Annotated in this window: 26 protein-coding genes; 14 read left to right on the top strand and 12 right to left on the bottom strand. The window is 60.1% G+C overall.

The window, feature by feature from the left end:
• The 7 genes from JTJ32_RS14280 to JTJ32_RS14250 form a co-directional block, all read right to left on the bottom strand.
• Entirely contained in the window at nt 1–627 is a 627-nt protein-coding gene (locus JTJ32_RS14280; protein ID WP_057411237.1) for a response regulator transcription factor, read from the bottom strand.
• A gap of 327 nt (nt 628–954) precedes the next feature.
• Nucleotides 955–1,353 carry a response regulator gene (locus JTJ32_RS14275; RefSeq protein ID WP_099227498.1) on the bottom strand — a complete coding sequence of 133 codons (399 nt, stop codon included), beginning with the start codon at nt 1,351–1,353 and terminating at the stop codon, nt 955–957.
• A gap of 259 nt (nt 1,354–1,612) precedes the next feature.
• The gene (locus JTJ32_RS14270; RefSeq protein WP_099227497.1) at nt 1,613–2,944 is read right to left on the bottom strand and encodes a deoxyguanosinetriphosphate triphosphohydrolase; all 1,332 of its coding nucleotides are present in this window, start codon (nt 2,942–2,944) and stop codon (nt 1,613–1,615) included.
• Between the two features lie 63 nt (nt 2,945–3,007).
• On the bottom strand, nt 3,008–4,171 hold the full coding sequence (locus JTJ32_RS14265; protein WP_210042421.1) for an EAL domain-containing protein: 1,164 nt from the start codon (nt 4,169–4,171) through the stop codon (nt 3,008–3,010).
• Nucleotides 4,172–4,299: 128 nt separating this feature from the next.
• Nucleotides 4,300–4,641 (bottom strand): hypothetical protein, encoded by a 342-nt coding sequence (locus JTJ32_RS14260; RefSeq protein WP_099227495.1) that lies wholly within the window; start codon nt 4,639–4,641, stop codon nt 4,300–4,302.
• Nucleotides 4,638–5,030: a phage holin family protein gene (locus JTJ32_RS14255; protein ID WP_004885620.1), complete on the bottom strand. Its 393-nt coding sequence runs from the start codon at nt 5,028–5,030 to the stop codon at nt 4,638–4,640. Before JTJ32_RS14255 ends, JTJ32_RS14260 begins: the two co-directional genes overlap by 4 nt.
• Nucleotides 5,031–5,034: 4 nt before the next feature.
• A complete protein-coding gene (locus JTJ32_RS14250; protein WP_025994956.1) occupies nt 5,035–5,349 on the bottom strand; it encodes an ElaB/YgaM/YqjD family protein in 315 nt (104 codons plus the stop codon).
• Nucleotides 5,350–5,762: 413 nt separating this feature from the next.
• Between JTJ32_RS14250 and JTJ32_RS14245 the strand changes: the two genes are divergently transcribed.
• From JTJ32_RS14245 to pcaC, 9 genes are all read left to right on the top strand, one after another.
• Nucleotides 5,763–6,848 (top strand): acyltransferase family protein, encoded by a 1,086-nt coding sequence (locus JTJ32_RS14245; protein WP_210042419.1) that lies wholly within the window; start codon nt 5,763–5,765, stop codon nt 6,846–6,848.
• An 80-nt stretch (nt 6,849–6,928) separates the two neighbouring features.
• Complete coding sequence (locus tag JTJ32_RS14240) at nt 6,929–7,549, top strand: hypothetical protein (RefSeq protein WP_210042417.1); 621 nt, start codon at nt 6,929–6,931, stop codon at nt 7,547–7,549.
• 90 nt (nt 7,550–7,639) lie between these two features.
• Entirely contained in the window at nt 7,640–7,882 is a 243-nt protein-coding gene (locus JTJ32_RS14235; protein WP_099227492.1) for a glutaredoxin family protein, read from the top strand.
• Between the two features lie 33 nt (nt 7,883–7,915).
• Nucleotides 7,916–8,845 carry a pca operon transcription factor PcaQ gene (gene pcaQ / locus JTJ32_RS14230; RefSeq protein WP_210042415.1) on the top strand — a complete coding sequence of 310 codons (930 nt, stop codon included), beginning with the start codon at nt 7,916–7,918 and terminating at the stop codon, nt 8,843–8,845.
• Between the two features lie 135 nt (nt 8,846–8,980).
• Nucleotides 8,981–9,700, top strand: a complete 720-nt coding sequence (pcaH, locus tag JTJ32_RS14225) for a protocatechuate 3,4-dioxygenase subunit beta (protein ID WP_099227490.1) — start codon at nt 8,981–8,983, stop codon at nt 9,698–9,700.
• Nucleotides 9,701–9,710: 10 nt separating this feature from the next.
• Complete coding sequence (gene pcaG / locus JTJ32_RS14220) at nt 9,711–10,313, top strand: protocatechuate 3,4-dioxygenase subunit alpha (RefSeq protein ID WP_210042413.1); 603 nt, start codon at nt 9,711–9,713, stop codon at nt 10,311–10,313.
• Between the two features lie 67 nt (nt 10,314–10,380).
• Nucleotides 10,381–11,730 (top strand): 4-hydroxybenzoate transporter PcaK, encoded by a 1,350-nt coding sequence (locus JTJ32_RS14215; RefSeq protein WP_099227488.1) that lies wholly within the window; start codon nt 10,381–10,383, stop codon nt 11,728–11,730.
• Between the two features lie 25 nt (nt 11,731–11,755).
• The gene (locus JTJ32_RS14210) at nt 11,756–13,117 is read left to right on the top strand and encodes a 3-carboxy-cis,cis-muconate cycloisomerase (protein WP_210042411.1); all 1,362 of its coding nucleotides are present in this window, start codon (nt 11,756–11,758) and stop codon (nt 13,115–13,117) included.
• Nucleotides 13,114–13,512, top strand: a complete 399-nt coding sequence (gene pcaC, locus JTJ32_RS14205; protein ID WP_210042409.1) for a 4-carboxymuconolactone decarboxylase — start codon at nt 13,114–13,116, stop codon at nt 13,510–13,512. Before JTJ32_RS14210 ends, pcaC begins: the two co-directional genes overlap by 4 nt.
• A 66-nt stretch (nt 13,513–13,578) precedes the next feature.
• On the opposite strand, the gene JTJ32_RS14200 is transcribed toward pcaC, so the two are convergent.
• On the bottom strand, nt 13,579–14,835 hold the full coding sequence (locus JTJ32_RS14200) for an OprD family porin (protein ID WP_210042408.1): 1,257 nt from the start codon (nt 14,833–14,835) through the stop codon (nt 13,579–13,581).
• Between the two features lie 222 nt (nt 14,836–15,057).
• On the opposite strand from JTJ32_RS14200, the gene JTJ32_RS14195 reads away from it, so the two are divergent.
• Nucleotides 15,058–15,945, top strand: coding sequence for a DMT family transporter (locus JTJ32_RS14195; protein ID WP_099227484.1), 888 nt, complete (start codon nt 15,058–15,060; stop codon nt 15,943–15,945).
• A 227-nt stretch (nt 15,946–16,172) separates the two neighbouring features.
• On the opposite strand, the gene JTJ32_RS14190 is transcribed toward JTJ32_RS14195, so the two are convergent.
• Nucleotides 16,173–17,501 carry an MFS transporter gene (locus JTJ32_RS14190; protein ID WP_210042407.1) on the bottom strand — a complete coding sequence of 443 codons (1,329 nt, stop codon included), beginning with the start codon at nt 17,499–17,501 and terminating at the stop codon, nt 16,173–16,175.
• 594 nt (nt 17,502–18,095) lie between these two features.
• On the opposite strand from JTJ32_RS14190, the gene quiC reads away from it, so the two are divergent.
• Together quiC and JTJ32_RS14180 are read left to right on the top strand one after the other, a co-directional pair.
• A complete protein-coding gene (gene quiC, locus JTJ32_RS14185; RefSeq protein WP_184323103.1) occupies nt 18,096–20,003 on the top strand; it encodes a 3-dehydroshikimate dehydratase QuiC in 1,908 nt (635 codons plus the stop codon).
• A gap of 110 nt (nt 20,004–20,113) precedes the next feature.
• Complete coding sequence (locus tag JTJ32_RS14180) at nt 20,114–20,785, top strand: TetR/AcrR family transcriptional regulator (RefSeq protein WP_099227481.1); 672 nt, start codon at nt 20,114–20,116, stop codon at nt 20,783–20,785.
• Between the two features lie 3 nt (nt 20,786–20,788).
• Here the strand turns inward: JTJ32_RS14180 and JTJ32_RS14175 are convergent, their stop codons facing one another.
• The gene (locus tag JTJ32_RS14175; RefSeq protein ID WP_099227480.1) at nt 20,789–21,643 is read right to left on the bottom strand and encodes a shikimate dehydrogenase; all 855 of its coding nucleotides are present in this window, start codon (nt 21,641–21,643) and stop codon (nt 20,789–20,791) included.
• A gap of 190 nt (nt 21,644–21,833) precedes the next feature.
• Between JTJ32_RS14175 and JTJ32_RS14170 the strand changes: the two genes are divergently transcribed.
• Nucleotides 21,834–22,724, top strand: coding sequence for a pseudouridine synthase (locus JTJ32_RS14170; RefSeq protein ID WP_210042406.1), 891 nt, complete (start codon nt 21,834–21,836; stop codon nt 22,722–22,724).
• 70 nt (nt 22,725–22,794) lie between these two features.
• Here the strand turns inward: JTJ32_RS14170 and JTJ32_RS14165 are convergent, their stop codons facing one another.
• Nucleotides 22,795–23,019, bottom strand: coding sequence for a YgdI/YgdR family lipoprotein (locus tag JTJ32_RS14165; protein ID WP_024687986.1), 225 nt, complete (start codon nt 23,017–23,019; stop codon nt 22,795–22,797).
• A gap of 73 nt (nt 23,020–23,092) precedes the next feature.
• Nucleotides 23,093–23,698, bottom strand: coding sequence for a molybdenum cofactor guanylyltransferase MobA (gene mobA, locus JTJ32_RS14160; RefSeq protein ID WP_210042405.1), 606 nt, complete (start codon nt 23,696–23,698; stop codon nt 23,093–23,095).
• Between the two features lie 76 nt (nt 23,699–23,774).
• Between mobA and moaB the strand changes: the two genes are divergently transcribed.
• Nucleotides 23,775–24,314 carry a molybdenum cofactor biosynthesis protein B gene (gene moaB / locus JTJ32_RS14155; protein WP_099227477.1) on the top strand — a complete coding sequence of 180 codons (540 nt, stop codon included), beginning with the start codon at nt 23,775–23,777 and terminating at the stop codon, nt 24,312–24,314.
• Nucleotides 24,315–24,318 lie beyond the last annotated feature (4 nt).

The following is a 24,318-nucleotide window of genomic DNA, read 5'->3' as shown; positions in this document are numbered from 1 at the left end:
TCACACTAGCGCGTTGCGTTTCGCCATCTCGATAAGATCTACCAAGGTCCTGGTTTTCAGTTTTTGCATCAGTCGTGTCTTGTAAGTGCTGACCGTCTTGTTACTGAGAAACATGCCCTTGGCGATCTCCTTGTTGGAGCGACCCTGGGCAAACAGTTGCAAGACCATCAGTTCGCGATCGTTGACCAGTTTGAACAACTCGATTTCACTCGGCTGACCATCTTCGCGAACAGCAGGCGTCAATGCCTGGCTGGGGAAGTAATTGTAGCCGGATAATACCGCTTTCACCGAACTGAGCAATTCACTCAGGTCTTCCTGTTTGCAGACGTAACCCGCCGCACCCGATTGCATGCAGCGAATGGCGAACAGCTTTGGGGTCTGTGAAGTGAGGACCAGAATTTTCGAAGGCAGACCCATGGTGTTGAAGCGGGCCAGTACCTCCAGGCCGTCGAGCTTGGGAATGCTGATGTCCAGGATGATCAGGTCGGGCATGCATTCGCGAACCATCTGCATGGCGTCAACGCCATTATCGGTTTCACCGACGACCTCGTAGTTCTCGTTCTCCAGCAGCATTCTCACGGCCAGTCGAACAACAGGGTGGTCGTCGATGATAAAAACTGAGTTCATATTTAAATCCATACAAGCAGCGAAGAAAGCGCGCACCTTAGCTCAGATGTTCGGGCAGGCCCATGAAGAGACGTGGTCGGCAAGTATATATAGGAAAGTTCCTACAGTAATTAGAGTCTCGGAGTACGTAAATGCCTACTTTGAACGCTGTGTGTTTAAAAAGATTTCGCGCTTTATTCTGGGTGTTAGTTAGGGTTTTATACCGTGTTTATTGCGTTTGGGAATTAGCCGTCGTGTTTGCCGTATTATTCCTACGACGTTGGGTGTGTAATGAGTCATCACGAGGCGGTTCGTGCGTGGGGCAGTGCGACGGCTTGGTGTGATGTGTCAGCGCGAACCGGGTGCATCGTTCAGCAGGTTGACGAGATCAGGGCCGTCAAGAGGCTTGCTCAGGCAGCCCAGCATCGGCAGACCACGCTGGATGGCACGCTGTTCGAGGTCCAGCAGCTGCTGTGCAGGCAGCCCGCTGAGCAGTACGGCGTGGCGGATCAGTCCGCGCTGCCAGGCCTGTTCGACAAGATCGAAACCTTCCAGGTCGGGCAGCCCCTGGTCACACAGGATGAGGTCGTAGGGCTCGGGACTGCGTTCCATCGCGGCCATGGCTTCGGCTGCCGTGAGGACGGGGGTCAATAGAAAATACCCCTGGTTGTTGAGCAGGATCTGGGTGGCGATCAACTGAAAGGGGTGATCCTCCACCAGCAGAATTCGCAGGCTGTGCTTGGACATGAGGTTTCCGGCTGAGACGACGCTGGGATGGTTCGAGCCGGGTCGACAGGTATCATGCGGTTCCCGAAGGTGCCGCAGGCAGCTGGATGGCTTACCGGTTCGGCCATGAAGTGCCGGGATTATTGGGGGGTGTCGAAATCGCTGCGATAAGACGCTTCTGGCAAGCGTGTAGGGCATTTCTGAAGTTGAAGTGCGGAGTAGGCCGTGGCCAAGCGAGCAAGCACCGGTTTCAGGTGGCTTTGCTCGCCCGGACTCCTCCTCAGAACTGTCCGGATCGGCCTGTCATTTCTCTGGCCATCTCGGTGGCGTAGCTGTCGGTCATGCCGGCGATGAAGTCGATCATGCGCAGAAAGGACGCGTGCAGCGGTGCCTTTGGATCGGGTGCACTGTTGCCCAGCAGATCGAGAATGCGCCGGTGCTTGAACGACGGCGTGCGTCCACCGAATTGTTCGACTGCGGCGCCGCAGAAGGCATTGAGAAGAATTTCCAGCGTGGTGTAGGCACCGATCTCGTGCAATGTCTTGCGCTTGTCCTGAAAGATCTTTTTGCGGGCCATGTCCTTGGCGCTCAGCACGCAGCGCTTGGCCGGTCCGTGCATGTGCTCCACCAGATCACCCTGCAGCGTACCGGCCAGCAGGGCGTCCTGCTGTTCGACGAACGCGCGGGCTGCGGCGTTGGTCAGGTGTTCGATGGCCTTGCCGCGCAGGATGGCCAGCTTGCGTCGTCGTGAGTCCGACGGGCCCAGTTGACGGTAAGTTTCCGGCAGGTCATCACCGACCAGCCCCAGCAGCAGGGCTTCCACCTCGGCGTAGTCAAGAAGGTCCATTTCCAGACCGTCCTCAAGGTCGATCAGGGCATAGCAAATGTCATCCGCGGCTTCCATCAGGTAGACGAGCGGGTGACGTGCCCAGCGCTGTTCCTCAAGCTGTGGCAGACCGAGCTTGTTGGCAATCTGTTCAAGAATTGGCAGTTCGCTCTGATAGCAACCGAACTTGTGCTTCTTGTAGCCCAGCGAATCGGCATGCCGTGCGGTCCACGGGTACTTCAGGTAGGTACCCAGCGTGGCGTAGGTCAGTCGGGTGCCTCCGTCGAACTGGTGATACTCCAGCTGGGTGAGGACGCGGAAACCCTGGGCATTGCCTTCGAAGTTAAGGAAGTCGTTGCGCTCGGTTTCGCTCATCGCATCCAGCCAGCCGCGGCCAGCCGCCTGGTTGAACCAGTTGCGGATCGCGTCTTCGCCCGAATGCCCAAAGGGAGGATTGCCGATGTCGTGGGCCAGGCATGCCGACTGAATCACCATGCCCAGATCGCTGGGGTCGCACCACTCGGGCAGGGCGCTGCGCAGAGTTTCACCGACCCGCATGCCCAGCGATCGGCCCACGCAACTGACTTCCAGCGAGTGGGTCAGGCGGGTATGGATATGATCGTTGCTTGAGACCGGGTGGACCTGAGTCTTGCGCCCCAGACGCCGGAAGGCACCTGAGAAGATGATGCGGTCATGGTCCTTGTGAAATGGGCTGCGCCCCAGTTCCTCGGGGCTGTGCAGGGTCTTGCCGAGTCGTTCGCGGTTAAGCAGGGTTTGCCAATCCAAGGCGGTCACTCCGTCAGTCGTATTGGCCTAGCTTCCCGGTTCGATGCTTTGGCCGCAAGGCCTTCACATCCCGGCGGCATCGATATCGATCAGAAGCAGGCGCGAGCCGTTGTCAAAGAACTGGCCAGCCGTCAGGCAATACTGGTTAGTGGTGGCGTCGCGGTAGGTGTTCGACAGGGTCAGACGTCGTTCGTGCCAGCCCTCGGCAAGAAGGTGGTAGAAGTACGGGCGCCATGACCAATTGTGGCCCAGATAGCGTGCGTCGGCTTGCCAGGCACCGTCTCGCCATTCCAGATTGGGCGTCAACTGCGTGCCGTGGCGGTCGCACTGATAGAAGCGCAGCAGCCAGGGGTAATCGTGCAATTGCGGCAGCGCGCTGATCGGCGCTTGTGCCTGCGCCCAGCGTTGCAGAGTGTCCATCAGAATGGCGAGACGCTGTCGCAGGTCCATCAGATGCGCGCGTTCGGCCACCTTGCGCAACACGTAGCGATCGCGCAGCTCGGCGAACCGGGCCACGAAGGCGTCGGCAGCGAAGAATGCCAGCTCGCCTTTCGCGAACAGGTAGCCCTGGACGTATCGCGCGCCGCACTCCAGGGCGAAGTGCAATTCGGCTTCGGTCTCGACGCCTTCGGCAATGATCCAGCAGCCGGTTTTTTCCGCCATCAACGCGAGCGCCTTGACCACATCGCTGCTCGGGCCGCCCTTGGCTGCGGCCTGAAACAGGCGCATGTCGAGTTTGAGGATGTCAGGCTGCAACGCCAGAACCCTGTCCAGTTGCGAATAGCCGGCACCGAAATCATCGATCGCGATGCGCGCGCCCGCCTGCCGATAGCGCTCCACGACCTCGCTCAAACGCTGAATATCGCCACCCAGTTCGGTAATTTCGAACACCACGCGTTCAGCAGGGACATGATGCTGCACCAACTGCGCAAGGCTTGGCAGCGCTTGGCCGGGACGCAGTCGGCTGATCCAGCGTGGGGAGATATTCAGGCTCAGGAACCAGTCTTCAGGCGCCTGATGCAGACGGCTCAGGGCGTGGTCACGAATCAGGCGGTCTAGCCGACGCAGTTCGGCGGCCGGAACCTGCGGGTCGTTGAACAGCGGCCCGACCGAATGCAGTCGTCCTTCGCTGTCACGTAGCCTCCCGAGGGCCTCCACGCCGGCTATGCGGCCGGTAGCGGTATCAATGAACGGCTGAAAGCAGGCAAGGGGTTGCCCTGAAATCACGTGGCCTTCCTTAGTGAGGGTGGAATGAGCGTTATGAGGGAGGTAAACGCAAGCCGCCCGCTGCAAGTGTTCACAGCGGGCGAAATGTCATGGGGCAGGAGTTAGCAAGAATGCAGCCAACAGGCGTCTCAGCGTTTGCGCGCGCGACTCTGCAGAGCGACCTTGATCAGCGGTGTGAGCGTGATCCCCAGTTTAAGCAGTTTGCCCAGAAAGCTGGTCCGTCCGGTCTTGGCCTTTTTGCCACTGAGAAAACCCAGCAGCGCGACCGAACCCACCCCCCACAGTGGCGCATGGCGAATGCCCAGCGCACTTTTCCAGTCATGACGCAGACCCCGAAAGCGTTGCAGGGGCTGCAGCAATGTGGTGGATTCGTGACGTATTTCCTGGCGATGCATTTCCATGCGCAGGCGGATCAGCGCCTTGCGCAGCTCGCGACGTGTGTTGCCCTGATGGGATTTGGGTTCGCTCATGGCATCAGTCGCTCACGGTCGTTGGCCAGCTCTTCGAGCGTGGCATGGAACGGCGAGGATTCGTCGAAAATAGCAGCTTTGAGACGAAGTCCGCAGAACACCGCAGCCAGGAAGTAGAACGTGCAAAGGCCGATGATCCCCGCCAGCCTGTAACTGTCCCACAACACGATCAGCAGCAGTGCCGAAAGCCCGGTGAGCAGCAGCAGGCCGAAAACCAGTGCCAGCCCCGCGAACAGCAACAGACTGACGGTACGAGCCTTCTGCTCCTGCAGTTCGATGCCGAACAGCTCGACATGGCTGTGCAGCAAGCCCAGAAAAGCGGCACCCAGGCGCCGCGGTGAAGAGCCGTGGTCCGCGTGGGGCGGACCTGATTCCGTTCCCAAAGTCATGGTATTAGCGCCTTGTGGCCAGCAGGCCGATCAGGAAACCGGCACCGGCGGCCAGGCCGACCGATTGCCATGGGTTGTTCTGTACGTATTCTTCGGTTGCGACGATTGCCGCTTCGCCACGCTCGCGCAGGGATTCTTCAGTCTGCTTGAGCGTCTCTTTGGCACGCAGCAGGCTTTCCTGAATCTGGGCACGCAGTTCGTCTGCCTGATCACCGGCGAGTGTTGCGGTGTGCGCCAGCAGCTTCTCGGTGTCGGCGACCAGGACCTGAAAGTCTGCCATCAAGATTTCCTGAGCATTCTGTGCGGTTTGGCGAGGCATGGTTTTCTCCGTTTGGTGGCGTATGGATGGTTCGAGTACAGGGAATTGGCGAAGGTTCATTTCAATTGCCGCGTCGATGCAAGTCGGGTGGCGACACTGCTTTCGCCTTGTGCTGGTGCAGGGTGTGCAGGCATTTGCGCCAGATCGGCGCATCGGCGGTTGGCCGGGAGACAACCTTACTCCATAAGCGCCAGGCACGAGAAAAAAACCGGGAGGCTGGCTTGCCTGTTTCATAATGGCTGCGGTTGGCTATGCTCGTGCAGGCGAGTGGCAGGATTGCACTGCGCGGGCTCGCGGCACACAGCCAACGGTGGGAAGCGGCTTGCCCGCGCCGCGTTTGAACCGGGCGTTGTACTCGCCTGAGGTCGTTCTGGAAGTACCGGCGCAGCGTCGGTCAGTGATTGGAGAGGGGCATGGAGCGGTTGTACTCGCTGCAAGGATTGAGGGGCCTGGCCGTTCTGGGTGTGGTGCTGTTTCACATGATGCCGATCGAGGCGCGATTTTCCGGTGGCGATACCGTGCTGCCGCCTTCGCTGGATTTCTTTCAGTTGGGTGTGGACCTGTTTTTCGTCATCAGCGGGTTCGTGATGGTCATCGTCAGTCGTGGCCGGTTCCAGAAGGGTGTTGAGGCTCAGCGCTTTCTGTTCAACCGCGTGTCGCGAATCTATCCGACCTACTGGCTGTATTTCTTCATCACGCTCGGGGTCTTTCTGGTGCAGCCGGGGCTGGTCAACAGCGGTCATGGCTCGTCCAACCTGCTGATGTCGTTCCTGTTGCTGCCCAACGACAAGGTGTTGCTGGTGATGGTCGCCTGGTCGCTGCTGTTCGAGCTCTGGTTCTATCTGGTATTTACTGCGTTGTTGCTGTTCAAGGAGCGTCATCTACCGTGGCTGATGGCGGGCTGGGCGTTGATCATCGTAGCGTTCAATGTGTTGCTGGACTGGCAGGATCAGTCGTCGGCGTTGAAGATCATCCTGCATCCCTATTCTCTGGAATTCATCATCGGTGTGGCGCTGGCACTGTTCTTCTACAGTCGGCATAGCGCGCGCCTGTCAACGGCCGCTGTCTGGGGCTTGCTGGCCGTGGCCTTGCTGGCGGGTATTCCACTGATCGCGACCTTTCGGCTCTATGACAGCCAGGGCTTGCTGCGCATGCTGGCGGTTGGAAGCACGTTCGGCCTGCTGGTGCTGACCCTGGCGTTGCTGGAGCGACGGCAGAAGGTCGCCATTCCGACGCCGCTGGTGGTCGTGGGCGACATGTCTTACACCATCTACCTGTCTCATCTGCTGGTGCTGGGAGTGATCGGGCGTATCTGGAGTCTGGTGGGCGCATGGCCCGAGAGCTATCTGGACAACCTGTTCTTCGCAGCCCTGATGGTGGCGGCCACTCTGTGTTACGGCTGGGTGGGTTATCGCTGTTTCGAGAAGCCGGTGCTGGATCGCGCCAATGCGTTCGGTAAACGGCGCTTTAGAACTGGCGCGGCGAAGGTGGGTGCATAGAAAAAATTACGTGGCGCCCGCAGGCAGGGCTCTGCTGAGATGCGTCGCCGAGAGAACAACCGGATCGAGGAGACGGGCGGATGGGGCCACACTTGTTTACCCCCTATGGCGGGATCACGGTCATGCTGCCCGCAGCACTGGTGATCGCTGCGTGGCTATGGACGGCTCGCTCGAAACGATCGGCCTTGTTGTGGGCAGCAACGCTCTTCGCAACCTATTCGACGGTGGTGATCAGCAAAGTGCTGTTCAAGGGCTGGGGTGTGGCGATCGAGAGTCTGGGGATCTACGTGCTCAGCGGGCATGCCATGAATACCTGCCTGATACTGACCGTCGGCCTGAGTCTTCTGGCTCGGCAGCGCGATCAGCGTCTTCGCTGGCCCGGTGCCCTGACCGGACTGCTGCTGGGCTGGCTGTACAGTGTCTTTTGTGTCGCGCCATTCATTCATCCACTGGCCGAGGCGGTGGCGGGGGCGTTGCTGGGCTCTGCGGCTGCCTGCCTGTTTCTTCTTGGTCTGGAGCAGCATGCCGCCAGACGGATTCCTTCGTCAGCCGTCCTTGCCGGTCTGTTGTTCATTGCCATCAGCAGCACGGCCACCCAGTACAACGCGGAGCGACTGCTGGATCGTATTTCGGTCAAGATATCCGGCTCCGAGCGCGCCTTCAAACAGCCTGACTGGCGGGCAACCGCTGAACCGCTGTAGTGCCGATACGGCTTGTCGGTTACCTCGACGCGGTCAATGACCGGGCCTAGAATATTTCCAGCAGGTCACGCTCTGTACGAGGATGGTTCGATGCTTCCTGAATGCCAACTGTTCGGCACCCTGGGCTGTCATTTGTGCGACATTGCCCAAGCCGTGTTGCTGCCGTTCGTGGACGAGTGCGGTCTGCTGGTTGAGCGACGCGACATCTGCGAGGATGAGTGGCTGTTCGAACGTTATGAACTGAGGATACCGGTGCTGCGTCGTGTGGACACCGGCGAAGAGCTGGACTGGCCTTTCGACGCGCCTCAGGTGATGTCCTTTCTGAGCAAGTAACGGACCTTCTTCTCCCTCAAGGCAATACGCGCATTGAATATCGATACCCGAATCAAGTTTCGCCATCTGGTGTGCTTTCTCGAAGTGGCGCGCCAGGGCAGTCTGGCGCGGGCCTGCGATGTGTTGTCGATCAGCCAGCCAGCGCTTTCCAAGACGCTCAAGGAGCTGGAAACCCTGCTGCAGACGACGCTGTTCGTGCGCAGTAAAACCGGCGCAGCGCTGACCGAAGCCGGTGTGGCGTTCATGCGTTATGCCGGGCCCAGTGTTCAGGCCTTGCGCGAGGGCGTGAACAGCCTGCGCTCCGGTGAGCACGAAACGGTCACGGCGCGTCTGGGCGTGCTGTCGACGGCCGAGAGTCTGCTGGTTCCCGAAGTCGTCGGGCGTCTGCACGAACAACACCCCGCCTTGATCATCAGTGTCATGACCGGCCCCAGCGCTTACCTTTTGTCGCAACTGCGTGTTGGAGAGCTGGATCTGGTGGTCGGGCGCATGACCGACAGCCCGCAGATTCTGGGACTGACGTTCGAGCATCTTTACAACGAATCCATGACGCTGGTGGTGCGTACCGGTCACCCGTTGCTGGCGGCGCCGCTCAAGCCCGAGCGTCTCGCGGATTTCCCGCTGGTATTGCCGCTGGCGGGCACCACCATCCGCAAGTTCGCCGACAGCCTGTTCGTGCAGTGCGGCGTACAACCGCCGCGCCAGCGCCTTGAGACGTTGTCGCTGACGCTGAGTCGGCGCTATGTCGAGCGCAGCGATGCGATCTGGATCGCGCCACTGGACGCCGTTTTGCAGGAATTGCACAACGGCACGCTGGTCGAGCTGGACATGGGAGTGCGCGAACCGGGCGGTTCGGTGGGGTTGTGCAGCAACCCGGCCGTTCCGCTAAGCCGCGCTGCCCAGTGGTGCGTGGATGAGTTTCGCGTGGTTGGCGAGACCTACCGACAGATGGTTTATGCATAACCATTTGGTTATGGATGGCAGGCAATTTTTCAGTGTTGGTTGACACCTGAAGCGCGCGACACTTCGCCACAGCCTGTAGCGCAAGTGCCAGACGCTCGTGCGCTCATAAGAAAATCAACAATCAAGGAGAACGCCATGTCTGTCGCGGACAACAGCCGCTTCGTCATTCGTGATCGCAACTGGCACCCCAAAGCTCTGACGCCTGATTACAAGACCTCGATCCTGCGCTCGCCGCGTCAGGCGCTGGTGAGTATCCCTCAGTCCATTTCCGAAGCCTCCGGACCGGATTTCTCGCACCTGAAGTTCGGTCAGCACGACAACGACCTGTTGCTGAATTTCAACAATGGCGGGCTGCCTATCGGTGAGCGCATTCTGCTTGCCGGTCGGGTCTGTGATCAGTACGGCAAGCCGATTCCGCACACGCTGGTGGAAATCTGGCAGGCCAACGCGGGCGGTCGCTACCGTCACAAGCGCGACGCGTACCTCGCTCCCATGGATCCCAATTTCGGTGGCGTGGGCCGGACACTGACCGACAGCGAGGGGAATTACAGCTTTCGTACCGTCAAGCCCGGTCCTTACCCGTGGCGCAACGGTCCCAACGACTGGCGTCCGGCGCATATTCATGTGTCGATCAGTGGCCCGTCGATTGCCACACGCTTGATCACCCAACTGTATTTCGAAGGCGATCCGCTGATTCCGATCTGCCCGATCGTGAAATCCATCGCCAATCCCGATGCGGTTCAGAGCCTGATCGCCCGGCTCGATCTGGCCATGGGCAACCCGATGGATTGCCTGGCATACCGCTTTGATATTGTTCTGCGCGGCCAGCGCAAGACTCACTTCGAAAACTGCTGAGGAGGCCGACATGCCCGTTCAATTACTGCAGGAAACCCCTTCGCAGACCGCAGGTCCCTACGTGCACATCGGCCTGGCCCCACAGGTGGCCGGCAATCCGACCCGCGAACTGGAAATCTGGAACGAGATGGTCAGGCCCGATGCGCCAGGTGAGCACATCGTGTTGCTGGGCAACGTATTCGACGGCAATGGCCACCTGATCCGCGACGCCTATCTGGAGTTCTGGCAGGCCGACCACGAAGGCGCCTATCACAGCGAATACGATTCGGCGAACCCGTTCAACGGCTTCGGTCGCACCGCCACCTCGGACGATGGGCAGTGGGTTCTCAAGACCGTCAAGCCCGGCTCGGTGCGCAACGCTGCCGGTGTGCCGATGGCCTCGCACATCAACGTTTCGCTGTTCGCTCGCGGCATCAATATTCACTTGCAGACCCGACTGTATTTCGACGACGAAGCAGAGGCCAATCTCGTCGATCCGGTGCTCAACCTGATCGAGCAGCCACAACGCCGCGAAACGCTGATCGCAAGGCGTTGCGAGCTGGACGGAAAAACCGCCTATCGTTTCGATATCCGAGTGCAGGGGGAAGGCGAAACGGTGTTTTTCGATTTCTAAGTGATGTGCGTGCGCTGATCGGCATCTGCAGGCGCAGGTGACCTTATAAAAATAAAAGGAAATGTTCATGACACTATCAGCTCGCGGGCCTGCGACAGGCCCGTTCGACGTTCAGGCTTTCATCAATGCCCAGCCGTTATCGGGTTACCAGTGGCGCGTGGTTGCGCTGTGCTTTCTGATTGTTTTTCTCGACGGATTGGACACGGCGGCGATGGGCTTTATCGCGCCTGCGCTGAGCCAGGATTGGGGCATCGACCGCGCCAGCCTCGGGCCGGTCATGAGCGCTGCGTTGATCGGCATGGTCTTCGGCGCGCTGGGTTCCGGTCCGCTGGCGGACCGCTTCGGCCGCAAGGTGGTGCTGGTGGTGGCGGTGTTTCTGTTCGGGCTGTTCAGCCTGGCGTCTGCCTACAGCACCAACATCGATCAGTTGCTGGTGTTGCGTCTGCTGACCGGTCTGGGGCTGGGGGCGGCGATGCCCAACGCGACTACGCTGCTCTCCGAATATACGCCTGAGCGTCTGAAGTCGTTGCTGGTCACCAGCATGTTCTGCGGCTTCAATCTGGGCATGGCCTGCGGCGGTTTCGTGTCCGCCAAGATGATTCCCAGCCTGGGCTGGCACAGTCTGTTGATGCTCGGCGGGATTCTGCCGCTGGTGCTGGCGGTGGTGCTGATGGTCTGGCTGCCGGAGTCGGCGCGGTTTCTGGTGGTGCGCAACCGGGGTGTGGAGCGGATTCGCAAGGTGCTGGCACCGATTGCTCCGAAGGAAGTGGCGGGCGTGACCGCGTTCAGCGTTCCTGAGCAGAAGACCGTCAGCAGCCGCAATGTCTTTAAAGTGATTTTCTCCGGCACGTACAGTGCGGGGACTTTGTTGTTGTGGCTGACCTATTTCATGGGGCTGGTGATCGTTTACCTGCTGACCAGCTGGCTGCCGACATTGATGCGCGACAGCGGCGCGAGCATGGAGCAGTCGGCTTTCATTGGTGCGCTGTTCCAGTTCGGTGGTGTGCTCAGTGCCGTGGGCGTCGGCTGGGCGATGGATCGCTACAACCCGCACAAGGTCATAGGCGTTGCCTACGCACTGGCTGGCGTGTTCGCCTGGCTGGTCGGGCAGAGCCTCGGCAATGTGGCCGTCCTGGGAACGCTGGTGCTGGTCGCCGGCATGTGCATCAACGGCGCGCAGTCGGCGATGCCTTCGCTGGCAGCGCGCTTCTATCCGACTCAGGGCCGCGCCACGGGCGTGTCATGGATGCTGGGTATCGGCCGGTTCGGTGCGATTCTTGGCGCATGGGCCGGTGCCACTCTGCTCGGCCTTGGCTGGACGTTCGAGCAGGTGCTGACGGCGCTGGTGGTGCCTGCTGCACTGGCCGCGCTGGCCATCCTGATCAAGGGCTGGGTCAGCCATTCGGACGCCACTTGAAACCTTTTTACTCTGGAGCGCTGACGTGAACCGACCGGGCAATCAACTTTTCGACGCGTACTTCACACAGCCTGACATGCGCCGGATTTTTTCGGATGAGGGGCGGGTGCAGGGCATGCTCGATTTCGAGGCTGCGCTGGCGCGGGCCGAGGCTCGGGTTGGTCTGATTCCGCAAGGCGTGGTGACCGACATCACGCAAAGCTGCCGCGCCGAGCTGTTCGATTTCGATGAGCTGGCCACGGCCATCGGCAACGCAGGCAACTCGGCAATTCCACTGGTCAAGGCGCTGGGCAAGCGCATTGCTGCACAAAGCCCCGAGGCCGAACGCTACGTACACATGGGGGCCACCAGTCAGGACGTGATGGACAGCGGCCTGATTCTGCAGGTTCGTGACGCCATCGATGTGCTGGAACGCGGCCTTGGGCAATTGGGCGACGCCTTGGCGCAACAGGCGCAGGTTCACGCGGCGACGCCGCTGGCCGGCCGCACCTGGCTGCAACAGGCCACGCCCGTCACGCTGGGTATGAAGATCGCAGGCTGGCTGGGGGCGATTACGCGTCATCGCCAGCGCCTGGCCGAAATCAAGCCTCGCGTGCTGTGTCTGCAGTTCGGCGGCGCTTCCGGCAGTCTGGCGGCGCTGGGTCATCAGGCGTTCGAGGTGGCCGAAGCGCTGGCTGCAGAACTGCAATTGCACTTGCCGGAGCAGCCCTGGCACACGCAGCGGGATCGACTGGTAGAGTTCGCTTCGCTGCTGGGTCTGATCGCGGGCAGCCTCGGCAAGCTGGGCCGCGATGTCAGCCTGCTGATGCAGACCGAGGTGGGCGAAGTCTTCGAGCCGTCTGCGCCGGGCAAAGGCGGCTCATCGACCATGCCGCACAAGCGCAACCCGGTGGGTGCCGCGGTCATGATCGGCGCGGCTACACGTGCGCCGGGCCTGGTCGCGACCATGCTTTCGGCCATGCCTCAGGAGCACGAGCGTAGTCTGGGGCTTTGGCATGCGGAGTGGGAAACCATGCCTGAACTGTGCTGCCTGGTGTCCGGTTCGTTGCAGCAGGCGTTGCAGGTGGTGCCGGGCTTGCAGGTCGATGCCGAACGCATGCGCGTCAATCTGGAATCCACTCAAGGCCTGGTGCTGGCCGAAGCGGTCAGCATCGCTCTGGCGCAACGTATCGGCCGGGATGCCGCGCACCACCTGATCGAGCAGAGCTGTCGTCAGGCGGTGGAGCAGGGCGTGCACCTGCGTCAGGTACTGGGGGGAAATTCTCAGGTGACTGCACAACTTTCTTCCGACGAGCTGGATCGCCTGCTCGATCCGGCCCATTACCTTGGCCAGGCCCGACGTTGGGTCGAACGCGCCGTGGCCGAACACACAAGGATCACGCAATGACCGAAGACGAACGTTATCAGGCCGGCATGCAGGTGCGCCGCGCGGTACTCGGCGATACGCATGTCGATAACAGCCTGAAGAAGTTGACCCCGTTCAACGAGGAATTCCAGGAAATGATCACCCGGCATGCCTGGGGTGACATCTGGACGCGTCCGGGTCTGCCGCGTCATACCCGAAGCCTGATCACCATCGCCATGCTGATCGGCATGAACCGCGAAGGCGAGCTGCGCCTGCACCTCAAGGCCGCCAAAAACAATGGCGTGACCCGCGAAGAGATCAAGGAAGTACTGATGCAGAGCGCGATCTACTGCGGCATTCCAGCGGCCAACGCGACCTTCCATCTGGCCGAAGAAGTGTGGGATGAAATGGGTGTGGAGTCGCTGAAAGAGGATTGACCCCATGAAGTGAAAACGCCGCCGCAGTGTTGAGCTGCGGCGGCGTTTTCCGTAGTGTCAGCGCTGTCAGAGCAGCGAGAGTGGATAGCTGACGATCACGCGGTTTTCGTCGAACTGGTTGGTGCTGTAGTCGCGCCGCATGGTCGAGTTGCGCCATTTGAGTGACAGACTTTTGAATGCGCCACTCTGGAAAACGTAGGCCAGTTCGGTTTCCCGTGCCCATTCCTCGCCGTCGGTGATTGCGCCGGTGTGCACGTTCTCGCCGCTGATATAGCGATTCATCAGGGTCAGACCGGGCACGCCCAGGCCTGCGAAATCGTAGTCATGGCGCAGCTGCCAGGATTTTTCCCGGGCGTTGTCGAAGCTCGAGTTGTAGCTGTCGTTGGCCAGCGTGCCGCCGCTGGTGCCGTTGACCCGCATCCATGCGCTGTCGCCGCTGACCTTCTGCAAGCCGACATAGAACGTATTGCTGCCGTGGCGTGCAGAGAGCAGGGCAGACCAGGTCTTGTTGTCCAGATCTCCTGCCAGCGATTGACCGTCGTCCTTCCCCTGGAAGTAGCCAAGGTTCGCCCCCAGCGTCCACCTGCCCAGCGGCTGGCTGTGCAGCAGATTGAGGTATTGCTGGTGGTAGATGTCTTCCAGTTCTGCGTACCACAGGCCGACCTGCGTGCGTTTTTCGTTGAAGACGTATTCACCGCCACCAAAGTTGAAACGGTCCGAAGTGAAGGCCGCGCGGCCGTTCATGGACATGTCCTCCATGCTGGCGTCATTGCGCGGGCTGTTGCCACGGAACTGGCCGCCATACAGCGTCAGGCCGTCGATTTCCTTGGAAGTGATCTGACCGCCCTGGAAAGTCTGCGGCAGAGATCGGCCATCATCGGAGCGCAGAATCGGCAGTACGGGCATCCATTCGCCGACTTTCAATTCTGTCTTGGAAAAGCGCGCCTTGCCTGCCACGGCCAGACGGCCGAAATCGTCGGCGGGGCGTCCATCGCTGTGAATCGGCAGCAGTTGTGTGCCGCCGGTGCCTTTGCCGCCGTCCAGTTTGAGCGAGTAAAGGCCCAGCACGTCGACGCCGAACCCCACAGTGCCCTGGGTAAAACCCGAGCGGGCATCAAGTATGAAGTTCTGGGTCCACTCTTCGGCGTAGTTCTGAGCGTTGGCCGGGTCGACGAAGTTGCGGTTGATGTAGAAGTTGCGTAGGTTCAGATTCACCTTGGCATCCTCAACGAAACCGCCGGCCTGAGTGGCGACGGGTATCAGACTGGTGGCGATGGCCGCAGAGAGGCCGCAAACGACTTTGCAGGGGAGAGTTGAGCGCATGGAAGACCTTTTTTGTAATTATTCAGTCGGTGAAGCTGGTCCTGATAGTGAAAGGCCGGAGTCAGGTCCGCAATTGTGAAACCGTTGTTTTGGGCGATTACCGAACGTTAATGAACCGGTTCGAACATTTTATGCGGGACGATATGAATACGGGCTGCGATGCTCGCTACCGTGCACCTTTCACGCGCGTCAAGCTTCGACAATATTGAGTAAGGAAGCCCAATGAGCACTGCGAGTACGCCACTCTCCGGCGTCAACAAACCCCTCAAGGGGATCGGTTTCATCCTGCTGGCTACCTTTCTGTTTGCCAGTCACGACACGCTTTCCAAGTACCTTTCCGGCTTCTATCCGATCATTCTGGTGGTGTGGGCGCGCTATCTGGTACACACGCTGCTGATGGCCTGCATCTTCATGCCGTCGTCCGGTCTGCGTGTGCTGCGCACCAAACGACCCGGTTTGCAGGCGTTGCGTGCGCTGGCCTTGCTGGGCACCAGTCTATTGTTCACCAGCAGCCTGATGTTCATTCCGCAGGCCGAGGCCACGGCGGTCAACTTCCTCGCGCCGTTGCTGGTCACTGCGCTGTCGGTGCCGCTGTTGCATGAGCGGGTGACGCGCGGACAATGGATTGCCGTGATCGTCGGCTTCATGGGGGTGATGATCATCATTCATCCGGGCGGTGAATTGTTCACGCCTGCGATCCTGCTGCCGCTGTCTTCGGCGTTCTGCTTTGCGCTGTATCAATTGCTGACGCGGCTGGTCAGCCCGTTCGACAGCCCGACCACCAGCAACTTCTTTGCCGGGTTGTTCAACACACTGTTGATGAGCGCATTGGTGCCATTTTTCTGGGCCGTGCCCGAGCTCAAACACCTGCCGTTCCTGCTGGCACTGGGTGCCTGCGGCATGGCCGCGCACCTGCTGCTGACCCAGGCCTTCCGCTTCGCCGCACCCGCGATGCTGGCGCCCTTCAGTTACTGCCAGATCGTGTTTGCCGGTCTACTGGGATTCATCGTGTTCGATCACATGCCATCGCCGACGGCGCAGGCCGGTATCGCGATCATCTGCCTGAGCGGACTGGCGGCTGCGTGGCAGCAGCGGCGTCAAGGCGGGTAGTTGTCGCGGTCCTGCAACAGTCACTGGACGCTCGGAGGCGGCTTGCCAGCGATGAATGATGACGCGATTCTGCTGAAAAGACCGCGCCAACCTCATTGCGGGCAAGCCTCTTCCCACGTCAGGTTCCATTGAGTCAGGACATTCAGGGTTGCCTGATGACGAATACAGCGCGATAAAAAAGGCCCGTTCACTCATGTGAACGGGCCTTTCTCATGTGTACCGCGCCGTCATTGGTTGAGGTCAGGCACCTTGCGCGGAGCCATGAAGTACATCCAGATCAGCGCAATGAAGTACATCGCCGGGATCATGGTGAACAGCACGTTGTAGTTGTTATTGGTGGCGGTCAGCACTGCCCCGACGATTTGGGTCATGAACATGCCGCCGATTGCCGCACACATGCCGCCGAAGCCGAAGACCGTGCTCATCATGTGCTTGGGGGTGTAGTCCATCACCAGGCTCCAGATGTTGGCGGTCCAGGCCTGATGCGCACCGACGGCCAGCGAGATGGCCAGAACCGCTATCCACAGACCGCTGGCGTTGGCGGCGAAGACCACGCTGCAGATGGTGATGGCGAAGATCAGCATTGAGACCAGACGCGCGGTGGTGGCCCGTACACCTCGCCCGATCAGCCACGAGGACAGGATGCCGCCGCCAATGCTGCCGAAGTCTGCGGTCAGCCAAATCAGGATCAACGGGATACCCATCTGGGTGACGCTGATACCAAGGTTGTACTGCTGATTGAGGAACGGCGGCAGCCAGTAAAGATAGAACCAGAATACCGGCGCCGTGATCGCATAGGCCAGGGCGAAGGCCCAGGTGCCGCGCATTTTCAGAATGGCCGAGAACGGCATTTTGACCGGCTCGGGTTCGACTTCCTGGTTGATGTAGTCCAGTTCGCTCTTGCTGACGGTGGGGTGTTCTTCAGGGTTGTAGTATTTCAGGCGCCACATGATGACCCAGATCAGGCCAAGCGAACCCATCGCCACGAACGCCGCCTGCCAGCCCCACACGGTGAGAATCAGCGGCAGCAGGGCCGGAGTCAGCATGGCGCCGACGTTGGTTCCGGCGTTGAAGATGCCGGTGGCCACCGCACGTTCGCCAGCCGGGAACCACAGGCGTGTGGTCTTGACGCACGCCGGGTAGTTGGCAGCCTCGGTCAGGCCCAGGATGAAGCGACAGACCATGAAGCCGACCGCCGAAGTGGCCAGACCGTGGGCACCGGTTGCCAGGCTCCACAGCAGCACGGCCAGGAAGAAGGCTCGTTTGACGCCGACCCGGTCGATGAACCGGCCCTGAAGCACGAAGCCCACGGCGTAACCGACCTGAAACCAGAAGTTGATGTTGGCGTAGTCCATCGCCGTCCAGCTCATTTCCTTGGCAAGAATCGGCTGCATGACCCCGAGAGCGGCGCGGTCGATGTAATTCAGCGTGGTGGCGAAGAACACCAGAGCGAGCATGCCCCAGCGAGTCTTGCCTACGGCGAGTGCGCCGCGAATCTTTTCGCCCATGCCCGCATGGGCAGCCTGGGCGACAGGGTTGGTCTGGGTATTGAGCATGATGTTCTAACCATCCGTTCCAAGACTGCGCTGCTGGCGACAGTCGGACTGAGAAGTCCACTCGATTCAGGCGTTATGCGTGTGCAGTGAAGCCGCTGAGGTTCGAAAGCCGATGGTGCATGGCTTTACGATATGTTTTCAGGGCCGACAATTTACAGGCTGTTGCTGACGAGTGCGCTGGATTGTTTCAGGAAACGAGGTGCCGGATCGAATTCGTGACCGGAAGTGTTCTTCGATCCTGCAACCGTGGACGGCGAATGGAACTGACAAGCGGGGCGTGGAAGGTGCACATGAGCAATGTTCCTGTTGTTTGAATTGTTATGGTTTGCTACGGGTAACGGGAGTTCGCAACGTTCTGCGGCGCTGCAAGGTGAGGCTGATGGTGAGCATTGCTTCATGCAGCGTCAATCAAGTAACTCGGCTTCTGTTCGATAATCGAACGTAAAACTAACCAGTTCGTACACTTTGTGTTGCTGTAGTATTTTGACAGGCAAATACTTTACTCGCACCTCTGAATAAGGCCGGGAAAGGCCAGGAATGCGGTGCTGTCCAGTCACGATTCGCCAGGGTCGTGTTCATTCAGGAGCTAGAAGCATGCAGCGTTCAATTGCCACCGTATCCTTGAGCGGTACTCTGCCCGAAAAGCTCGAGGCCATCGCCGCAGCCGGCTTTGATGGCGTCGAGATTTTCGAAAACGATCTTTTGTACTACGACGGCAGCCCTCGCAACGTGCGGCAGATGTGTGCCGATCTGGGCATCGCCATTACCCTGTTTCAGCCATTCCGCGACTTCGAAGGCTGTCGCCGTGACCGCCTGCAGCGCAACGTTGACCGCGCCGAGCGCAAATTCGACCTGATGCAGGAATTGGGCACCGATCTGGTGCTGGTCTGCAGTAACGCCTCCGCCGACTCGGTGGGCGACGAAAACATCCTGCTCGATGACCTGAGTCTGCTGGCCGAGCATGCCGGTGCGCGGGGTCTGCGGGTTGGTTACGAAGCCCTCGCCTGGGGGCGTCACGTGAACACCTGGCAGCAGGTCTGGAATCTGGTGCGTCAGGTGGATCACCCGGCGCTGGGTGTCCTGCTCGACAGCTTCCACACCTTGTCGCTCAAAGGTGATCCGAGCGCGATTGCGCAGATTCCGGGCGACAAGATTTTCTTCGTGCAGATGGCGGACGCGCCGATTCTGGCCATGGACGTGCTGGAGTGGAGCCGCCATTTCCGCTGCTTCCCCGGCCAGGGTGAGTTCGATCTGGCAGGCTTTCTTGCGCCCATCCTGCGCAGTGGCTACACCGGCCCGCTGTCGCTGGAAGTGTTCAACGACGGTTTTCGCGCGGCACCGACGCGCGCCAATGCGGCTGACGGTTTGCGCTCGCTGCTGTATCTGGAAGAAAAGACTCGCCAGTTGCTGGCCAGCGAAGCCGAGGCAACCATTCCGGACATCCTGTTCAGCCCGCCCCCGGCCAGTTCCTACAACGGCGTCGAGTTTCTTGAATTTGCCGTCGATGAAAGCCACGGTGCACGCTTGTCGGGCTGGCTGGAACGACTGGGCTTCGCAAAACTGGGCCAGCATCGATCCAAGGCCGTCAGCCTGTTGGGGCAGGGCGATATCAAGATCGTGCTTAACGCCGAACCCTATTCGTTCGCCCACAGCTTTTTCGAGGCCCACGGTCCGTCGCTGTGCGCGACCGCGTTGCGGGTGGATGACGGTCATCAGGCGCTGGAGCGTGCGCGGGCCTTCAAGGGGCAGCCTTATCGCGGGCTGGTCGGACCCAACGAGCGCGAAATTCCATCGGTTCGTGCCCCTGATGGCAGCCTGATCTATCTGGTCGACAACGCTGCACCGGGGGATTCGATCTACGACAGCGACTTTGTCATCAACTCACAGGTGTCTGGCAAAGGGGGGCTGCAACGCATCGATCATATGGCCATGGCGCTGCCAGCCGACAGCCTCGACAGTTGGGTGCTGTTCTACAAGAGCATTCTGGATTTCGAAGCCGACGACGAAGTCGTGCTGCCGGACCCTTACGGGCTGGTCAAGAGTCGTGCACTGCGCAGCCGTTGCAGTACCGTGCGTCTGCCGCTGAATATCTCCGAGAACCGCAACACGGCCATTTCGCATGCACTGTCGAGCTATCGCGGTTCGGGCGTGCATCACATCGCCTTTTCCTGCGAAGACATCTTCGCCGAAGTCAGCCGCGCCAAGGAAGCCGGTGTGCCGCTGCTGGATATCCCGCTCAACTATTACGATGATCTGGCAGCCCGCTTCGATTTCGATGACGAGTTCCTCAGTGAGCTGGCGTACTACAACGTGTTGTACGACCGCGATGCGGACGGCGGCGAGCTGTTTCACGTCTACACCGATGCGTTCGACGGACGCTTCTTCTTCGAGATTCTGCAGCGCAAGAACGGCTACGTCGGGTATGGCGCAGCCAACGTTGCGGTACGCCTGGCCGCAATGGCCAAGGCGCGCAGTGTGGCGATACGCCAGGCGCGGCTGTGAGCTTTTGATCTGATCCAGCCGGTCGCTGCGGGCACTCAGGTGTCTCGCAGCTTCCCTGCCTCGACGCTCGGCGGCATACTCCACGCACAACCCGTGGTCATGAGCCAACAATGAAAACAACCGACGACTCCGTTGCCCTCGAACCTGTCATGTCGCGGCCCTTGGGTCGCAAGAACAACCCGGAAAAGACCCGCGAAGACATCCTTCAGGCTGCCGTGGCCGAATTTGTCGCTCACGGCCTGTCGGGTGCGCGCGTCGATGCGATAGCCGAACGCACCAGGACGTCCAAGCGGATGATCTATTACTACTTCGGCAGCAAGGAACAGCTCTACGTCGAGGTTCTGGAAAAGCTTTACGGCGATATCCGCAACACCGAAAGTGAGTTGAAGCTGGGCGAGCTGGAGCCTGTCGAGGCGATCCATCGCGTGGTGGAGTTCACTTTCGATCACCACGACAACAACGTGGATTTCGTGCGCATCGTCTGCATCGAAAACATTCACAACGGCGAAAACGTCAAGCAGTCCGATACTATTCAGGCCAAGAGCCAGAACATTATCCGGGCGCTGGAAGACATTCTGCGTCGAGGCGAGGAAAGTGGCGAGTTTCGAGCAGGCGTGCACCCGATCGACCTGCACTTGATGATCAGCTCGTTCTGTTTCTATCGCATTTCCAACCGCCACACCTTCAGCGAGATCTTCCAGATCGAGCTGTGGAGCGATGAGGTCAGGCAGCGTCACAAGGCGATGATCTGTGACGCTGTGTTGCGTTACCTGAAAGCCTGAAGACTAAAGGCTGTGGAAGTGCTGCATCATGCGTTCGGCATCCGCTGACCGGCCGCTGAACAGCTCGAAGGCTTTCACGGCCTGAAACACCGCCATGGTCGTGCCATCCAGCGTGCGGCACCCCAGTGTGCGAGCATGCTTGAGCAGTTCGGTTTCGAGCGGGAAGTAGATGATTTCCGCGACCCACTGCGCAGCACGCAACAGCTCGACCGGCAATGGCGTGCCGGGCAACTTGGCCATGCCGACCGGTGTGGTGTTGACCACGCCATCGGCTTCGGCCATTGCTGCGGGCAAATCCAGACCGACCTGCGCCCGGCCTGCGCCGAAATGGGCGTTGAGGTTGTCCACCAGGGCCTGAGAGCGTTGCGGTTCGACCTCGAACACGCTCAGGCGCTCCACGCCTGCGCTTAACAGCGCGTAAGCCACCGCAGCCCCCGCGCCGCCTGCACCCATTTGCACGACATGCTGGCGTGGCGCCTTGTCCAGGCCACGCTTGAAGCCTTCCGCGAAGCCCAGGCAGTCGGTGTTATGGCCGGTGCTTTTACCGTCCTTGAACACCACGGTATTGACTGCGCCGATGCCGCGCGCTTCCTCGGACAGCTCGTCCAGCAGCGGGATGACGGCCTGCTTGCAGGGAAAGGTGATATTCAGGCCGGTGAAGCCGCAGTCACGCGCACCTTCGACCAGGCGGGGCAGGGCGCTGATGTCCAGCTTGAGCGCGTCAATGTCGATCAGGCGATACAGATAGCGAATGCCCTGCGCATCGCCTTCGTGTTCGTGCAGCGCCGGGGTGCGTGATGCCTGAATGCCTGAGCCGATCAGGCCGGCGAGTACGGAGGTTGATTCAACGTGGCTCATGACGGTATGTCTCTTGTTTTTGTCGTGCCGCCCGATGGCGGGAAGGTTTCAAAAAAATGTACCAGATGGTTAATAGTGACGCAGTGGCGGATCAATTGCCATGCGTTGATTCTGTGCGGTGATCGCCCCGATCAGGGATAATGCGCGGCCATAGCCGTTCAAGCCTTTTCAAGAGATGACGAGTCCACGCATGTCCGAATCCGTTTTTCGCGCCGCTCACCAGCAAGCCAGTACGCTGTACCTGCCTGCAGGCCCATGGACGACGGTATTGGATTGCCTGTGCGCAAAGTTTCCCGCCATCAGTCGCGAAGAGTGGCTGGACCGTATGGCCCGGTCGCGGGTGCTGGACGCCAGCGGCAAAGCCATCACGGCTGACCTGGCTTACCGCGAAGGCCTGAAGATTCACTATTTTCGCGAAGTGCCGAACGAGGCGCCGATTCCTGTCGTCGAGACCATCCTGTATGCCGACGAACATCTGGTGGTCGCCGACAAACCACACTTTCTGCCGGTCACGCCTGCGGGCGAATACGTCGAGCAGACCCTGCTGCGTCGTCTGATTCATCGTCTGGACAATCCGGATCTGGTGCCCTTGCACCGCATCGACCGTCACACCGCCGGGCTGGTGCTGTTTTCGGCCAACAGGCAGACCCGTTCCGCGTATCAGGCACTGTTTCCCACGCGGCGTATCGACAAGTTCTACGAGGCGATTGCGCCTGCGCTGCCTTCGATCGAGTTTCCACGATTGCACGAGAGCCGTCTGGTCGATGGCGAACCGTTCTTCCGCATGCAGGAAGCAGCGGGGCCTGCAAATACGCAGACCCGCATCGAAGTGCTCGAACGCAATGAATCGCTCTGGCGCTATGGGCTGTACCCGGTGACGGGCAAGAAACATCAGTTGCGCGTACATATGGCCGCGCTGGGTGCTGCGATCTGCAACGACCCGTTCTACCCGGAGGTGATCAGGGATGCGGTCGATGACTATCAACAGCCGCTCAAGCTGCTGGCCAAGGCGCTGCGTTTCGACGACCCGCTCAGTGGCAAGCCCCGCGAGTTTCACAGCCGCCTGACACTCGATTGGTAGTCACGAAGCGAGCAGGCAAAAAAAACCCGCACTCGGCGGGTTTTTTCACATCAGGGACGCTACGCGAGGATCACAGATCCTTGACGGTACGTACCTGATCCTTGTTGATGCGGGTCTGCTTGCCATCAAGCTGCTTGAACTCGTAGAAGCCCGAGTCCTCATCATACTTCGGAGTGTCGACAGACTGGATTTCACGACCATCATTCAGAGTGATCACAGTGGGCGAAGCGCAGCCAGCCAAAGAGGCGATGCCCAGTGCAAGCAGAAAGGCAGCGGGAAGGGTCCGTTGTTTCATTACTGTGTCTCCAGATGGATTCTTGATTAACTGACCGTAAGACGTATACACCCGCAGCAAGTTCAATGAACAGTCACTTGTGTCGGTTGTCATCTGATCCGGCCAGCAGACAGGGTGTGTTCAGGTTGGCCAGTCTCGGGTCTCCCGCCTCCAGTTGCAGGGCCACAGGATGCAGGGGTGCCAACGCCCGCCGTGGGCTGCGCTCGCCTGTCTGCCATGCGGCTTCCAGCGTCGCAGCGTGGGCGGTCGGGATGATACATAAAAGCGGCTGCCAATGTTCACCTTCACGCACCATGACCGGGTTGTCCGGGTGCCTTTCCGCAAGCTGGCGCAGTGCGTCCAGCAGCGATTTATCGATCAGCGGCGCGTCGCAGGGCAGCACCAAAAGCGTGTCATGCCGGGCCAGCGGTAGCGCGGCGAGGATTCCGGCCAGCGGACCGTTGAACTCAGTGTCACTGTCCTGAACCAGTCGGTCAGCGAACGCGGCGTAGCTTTCAAGGTTTCGATTGCAGGAAATGATCAGGTCATCGGTCAGCGGCCGCGCCAGACGATGCAGATGCTGGATCATCGGTTCGCCCTGCCACGCGATTAGCCCTTTGTCGCGACCGCCCATGCGCTGGCCGCGACCTCCTGCGAGCAGCAGAATCGAGCAGGGCGGCAATGGGGCAGAGGCGATCATCGGAGACTCGGCAGGCAGTCAAAAGGAGTGCTGTGATATAACACCGGCCTGTTTCCTTAACAACCGGATCGAGGCCATGAAAGCAAAGGCTGACACACCTTTTGTACCCCTGAACATCGCTGTACTGACCGTCAGCGACACCCGCACCCGCGAAACCGATACCTCGGGCCAGATGTTTGTCGATCGCCTGACCGAAGCCGGTCACGGCCTGATCGAGCGCGTCCTGCTCAAGGACGACCTGTATAAAATCCGCGCCCAGGTGGCGACCTGGATCGCCGATGAGCAGGTTCAGGTCGTATTGATCACCGGCGGCACCGGCTTCACCGGACGTGACAGTACGCCTGAAGCCGTGGCCTGCCTGCTGGACAAGCAGGTCGATGGATTCGGCGAGCTGTTCCGACAGATTTCGGTGCCGGACATCGGCACCTCGACCATTCAGTCGCGTGCGCTGGCCGGGCTGTCCAACGCAACGCTGGTCTGCTGCCTGCCGGGTTCCACCAACGCTGTGCGTACCGCCTGGGACGGCATCCTGGCTCAGCAACTGGATTCACGTTTCCGCCCGTGCAATTTCGTTCCTCATCTCAAGCAGGCCGAGCCCTGCGCGACCCGTGGTTGAACGG

The organism is Pseudomonas alliivorans (assembly GCF_017826695.1).
GTDB lineage: Bacteria > Pseudomonadota > Gammaproteobacteria > Pseudomonadales > Pseudomonadaceae > Aquipseudomonas > Aquipseudomonas alliivorans.
Note: the sequence above shows the minus strand (reverse complement) of the source record. Positions and strands in the feature narration are given on the sequence as shown.

Excerpts from the sequence above, each read along its gene's own strand:
- JTJ32_RS14280 (WP_057411237.1), bottom strand. The coding sequence starts at position 627 with ATGAACTCAGTTTTTATCATCGACGACCACCCTGTTGTTCGACTGGCC.
- JTJ32_RS14275 (WP_099227498.1), bottom strand. The coding sequence starts at position 1,353 with ATGTCCAAGCACAGCCTGCGAATTCTGCTGGTGGAGGATCACCCCTTT.
- JTJ32_RS14260 (WP_099227495.1), bottom strand. The coding sequence starts at position 4,641 with ATGAGCGAACCCAAATCCCATCAGGGCAACACACGTCGCGAGCTGCGC.
- JTJ32_RS14255 (WP_004885620.1), bottom strand. The coding sequence starts at position 5,030 with ATGACTTTGGGAACGGAATCAGGTCCGCCCCACGCGGACCACGGCTCT.
- JTJ32_RS14250 (WP_025994956.1), bottom strand. The coding sequence starts at position 5,349 with ATGCCTCGCCAAACCGCACAGAATGCTCAGGAAATCTTGATGGCAGAC.
- JTJ32_RS14245 (WP_210042419.1), top strand. The coding sequence starts at position 5,763 with ATGGAGCGGTTGTACTCGCTGCAAGGATTGAGGGGCCTGGCCGTTCTG.
- JTJ32_RS14240 (WP_210042417.1), top strand. The coding sequence starts at position 6,929 with ATGGGGCCACACTTGTTTACCCCCTATGGCGGGATCACGGTCATGCTG.
- JTJ32_RS14235 (WP_099227492.1), top strand. The coding sequence starts at position 7,640 with ATGCTTCCTGAATGCCAACTGTTCGGCACCCTGGGCTGTCATTTGTGC.
- pcaH (WP_099227490.1), top strand. The coding sequence starts at position 8,981 with ATGTCTGTCGCGGACAACAGCCGCTTCGTCATTCGTGATCGCAACTGG.
- pcaG (WP_210042413.1), top strand. The coding sequence starts at position 9,711 with ATGCCCGTTCAATTACTGCAGGAAACCCCTTCGCAGACCGCAGGTCCC.
- JTJ32_RS14215 (WP_099227488.1), top strand. The coding sequence starts at position 10,381 with ATGACACTATCAGCTCGCGGGCCTGCGACAGGCCCGTTCGACGTTCAG.
- pcaC (WP_210042409.1), top strand. The coding sequence starts at position 13,114 with ATGACCGAAGACGAACGTTATCAGGCCGGCATGCAGGTGCGCCGCGCG.
- JTJ32_RS14200 (WP_210042408.1), bottom strand. The coding sequence starts at position 14,835 with ATGCGCTCAACTCTCCCCTGCAAAGTCGTTTGCGGCCTCTCTGCGGCC.
- JTJ32_RS14195 (WP_099227484.1), top strand. The coding sequence starts at position 15,058 with ATGAGCACTGCGAGTACGCCACTCTCCGGCGTCAACAAACCCCTCAAG.
- JTJ32_RS14190 (WP_210042407.1), bottom strand. The coding sequence starts at position 17,501 with ATGCTCAATACCCAGACCAACCCTGTCGCCCAGGCTGCCCATGCGGGC.
- quiC (WP_184323103.1), top strand. The coding sequence starts at position 18,096 with ATGCAGCGTTCAATTGCCACCGTATCCTTGAGCGGTACTCTGCCCGAA.
- JTJ32_RS14180 (WP_099227481.1), top strand. The coding sequence starts at position 20,114 with ATGAAAACAACCGACGACTCCGTTGCCCTCGAACCTGTCATGTCGCGG.
- JTJ32_RS14175 (WP_099227480.1), bottom strand. The coding sequence starts at position 21,643 with ATGAGCCACGTTGAATCAACCTCCGTACTCGCCGGCCTGATCGGCTCA.
- JTJ32_RS14170 (WP_210042406.1), top strand. The coding sequence starts at position 21,834 with ATGTCCGAATCCGTTTTTCGCGCCGCTCACCAGCAAGCCAGTACGCTG.
- JTJ32_RS14165 (WP_024687986.1), bottom strand. The coding sequence starts at position 23,019 with ATGAAACAACGGACCCTTCCCGCTGCCTTTCTGCTTGCACTGGGCATC.
- mobA (WP_210042405.1), bottom strand. The coding sequence starts at position 23,698 with ATGATCGCCTCTGCCCCATTGCCGCCCTGCTCGATTCTGCTGCTCGCA.
- moaB (WP_099227477.1), top strand. The coding sequence starts at position 23,775 with ATGAAAGCAAAGGCTGACACACCTTTTGTACCCCTGAACATCGCTGTA.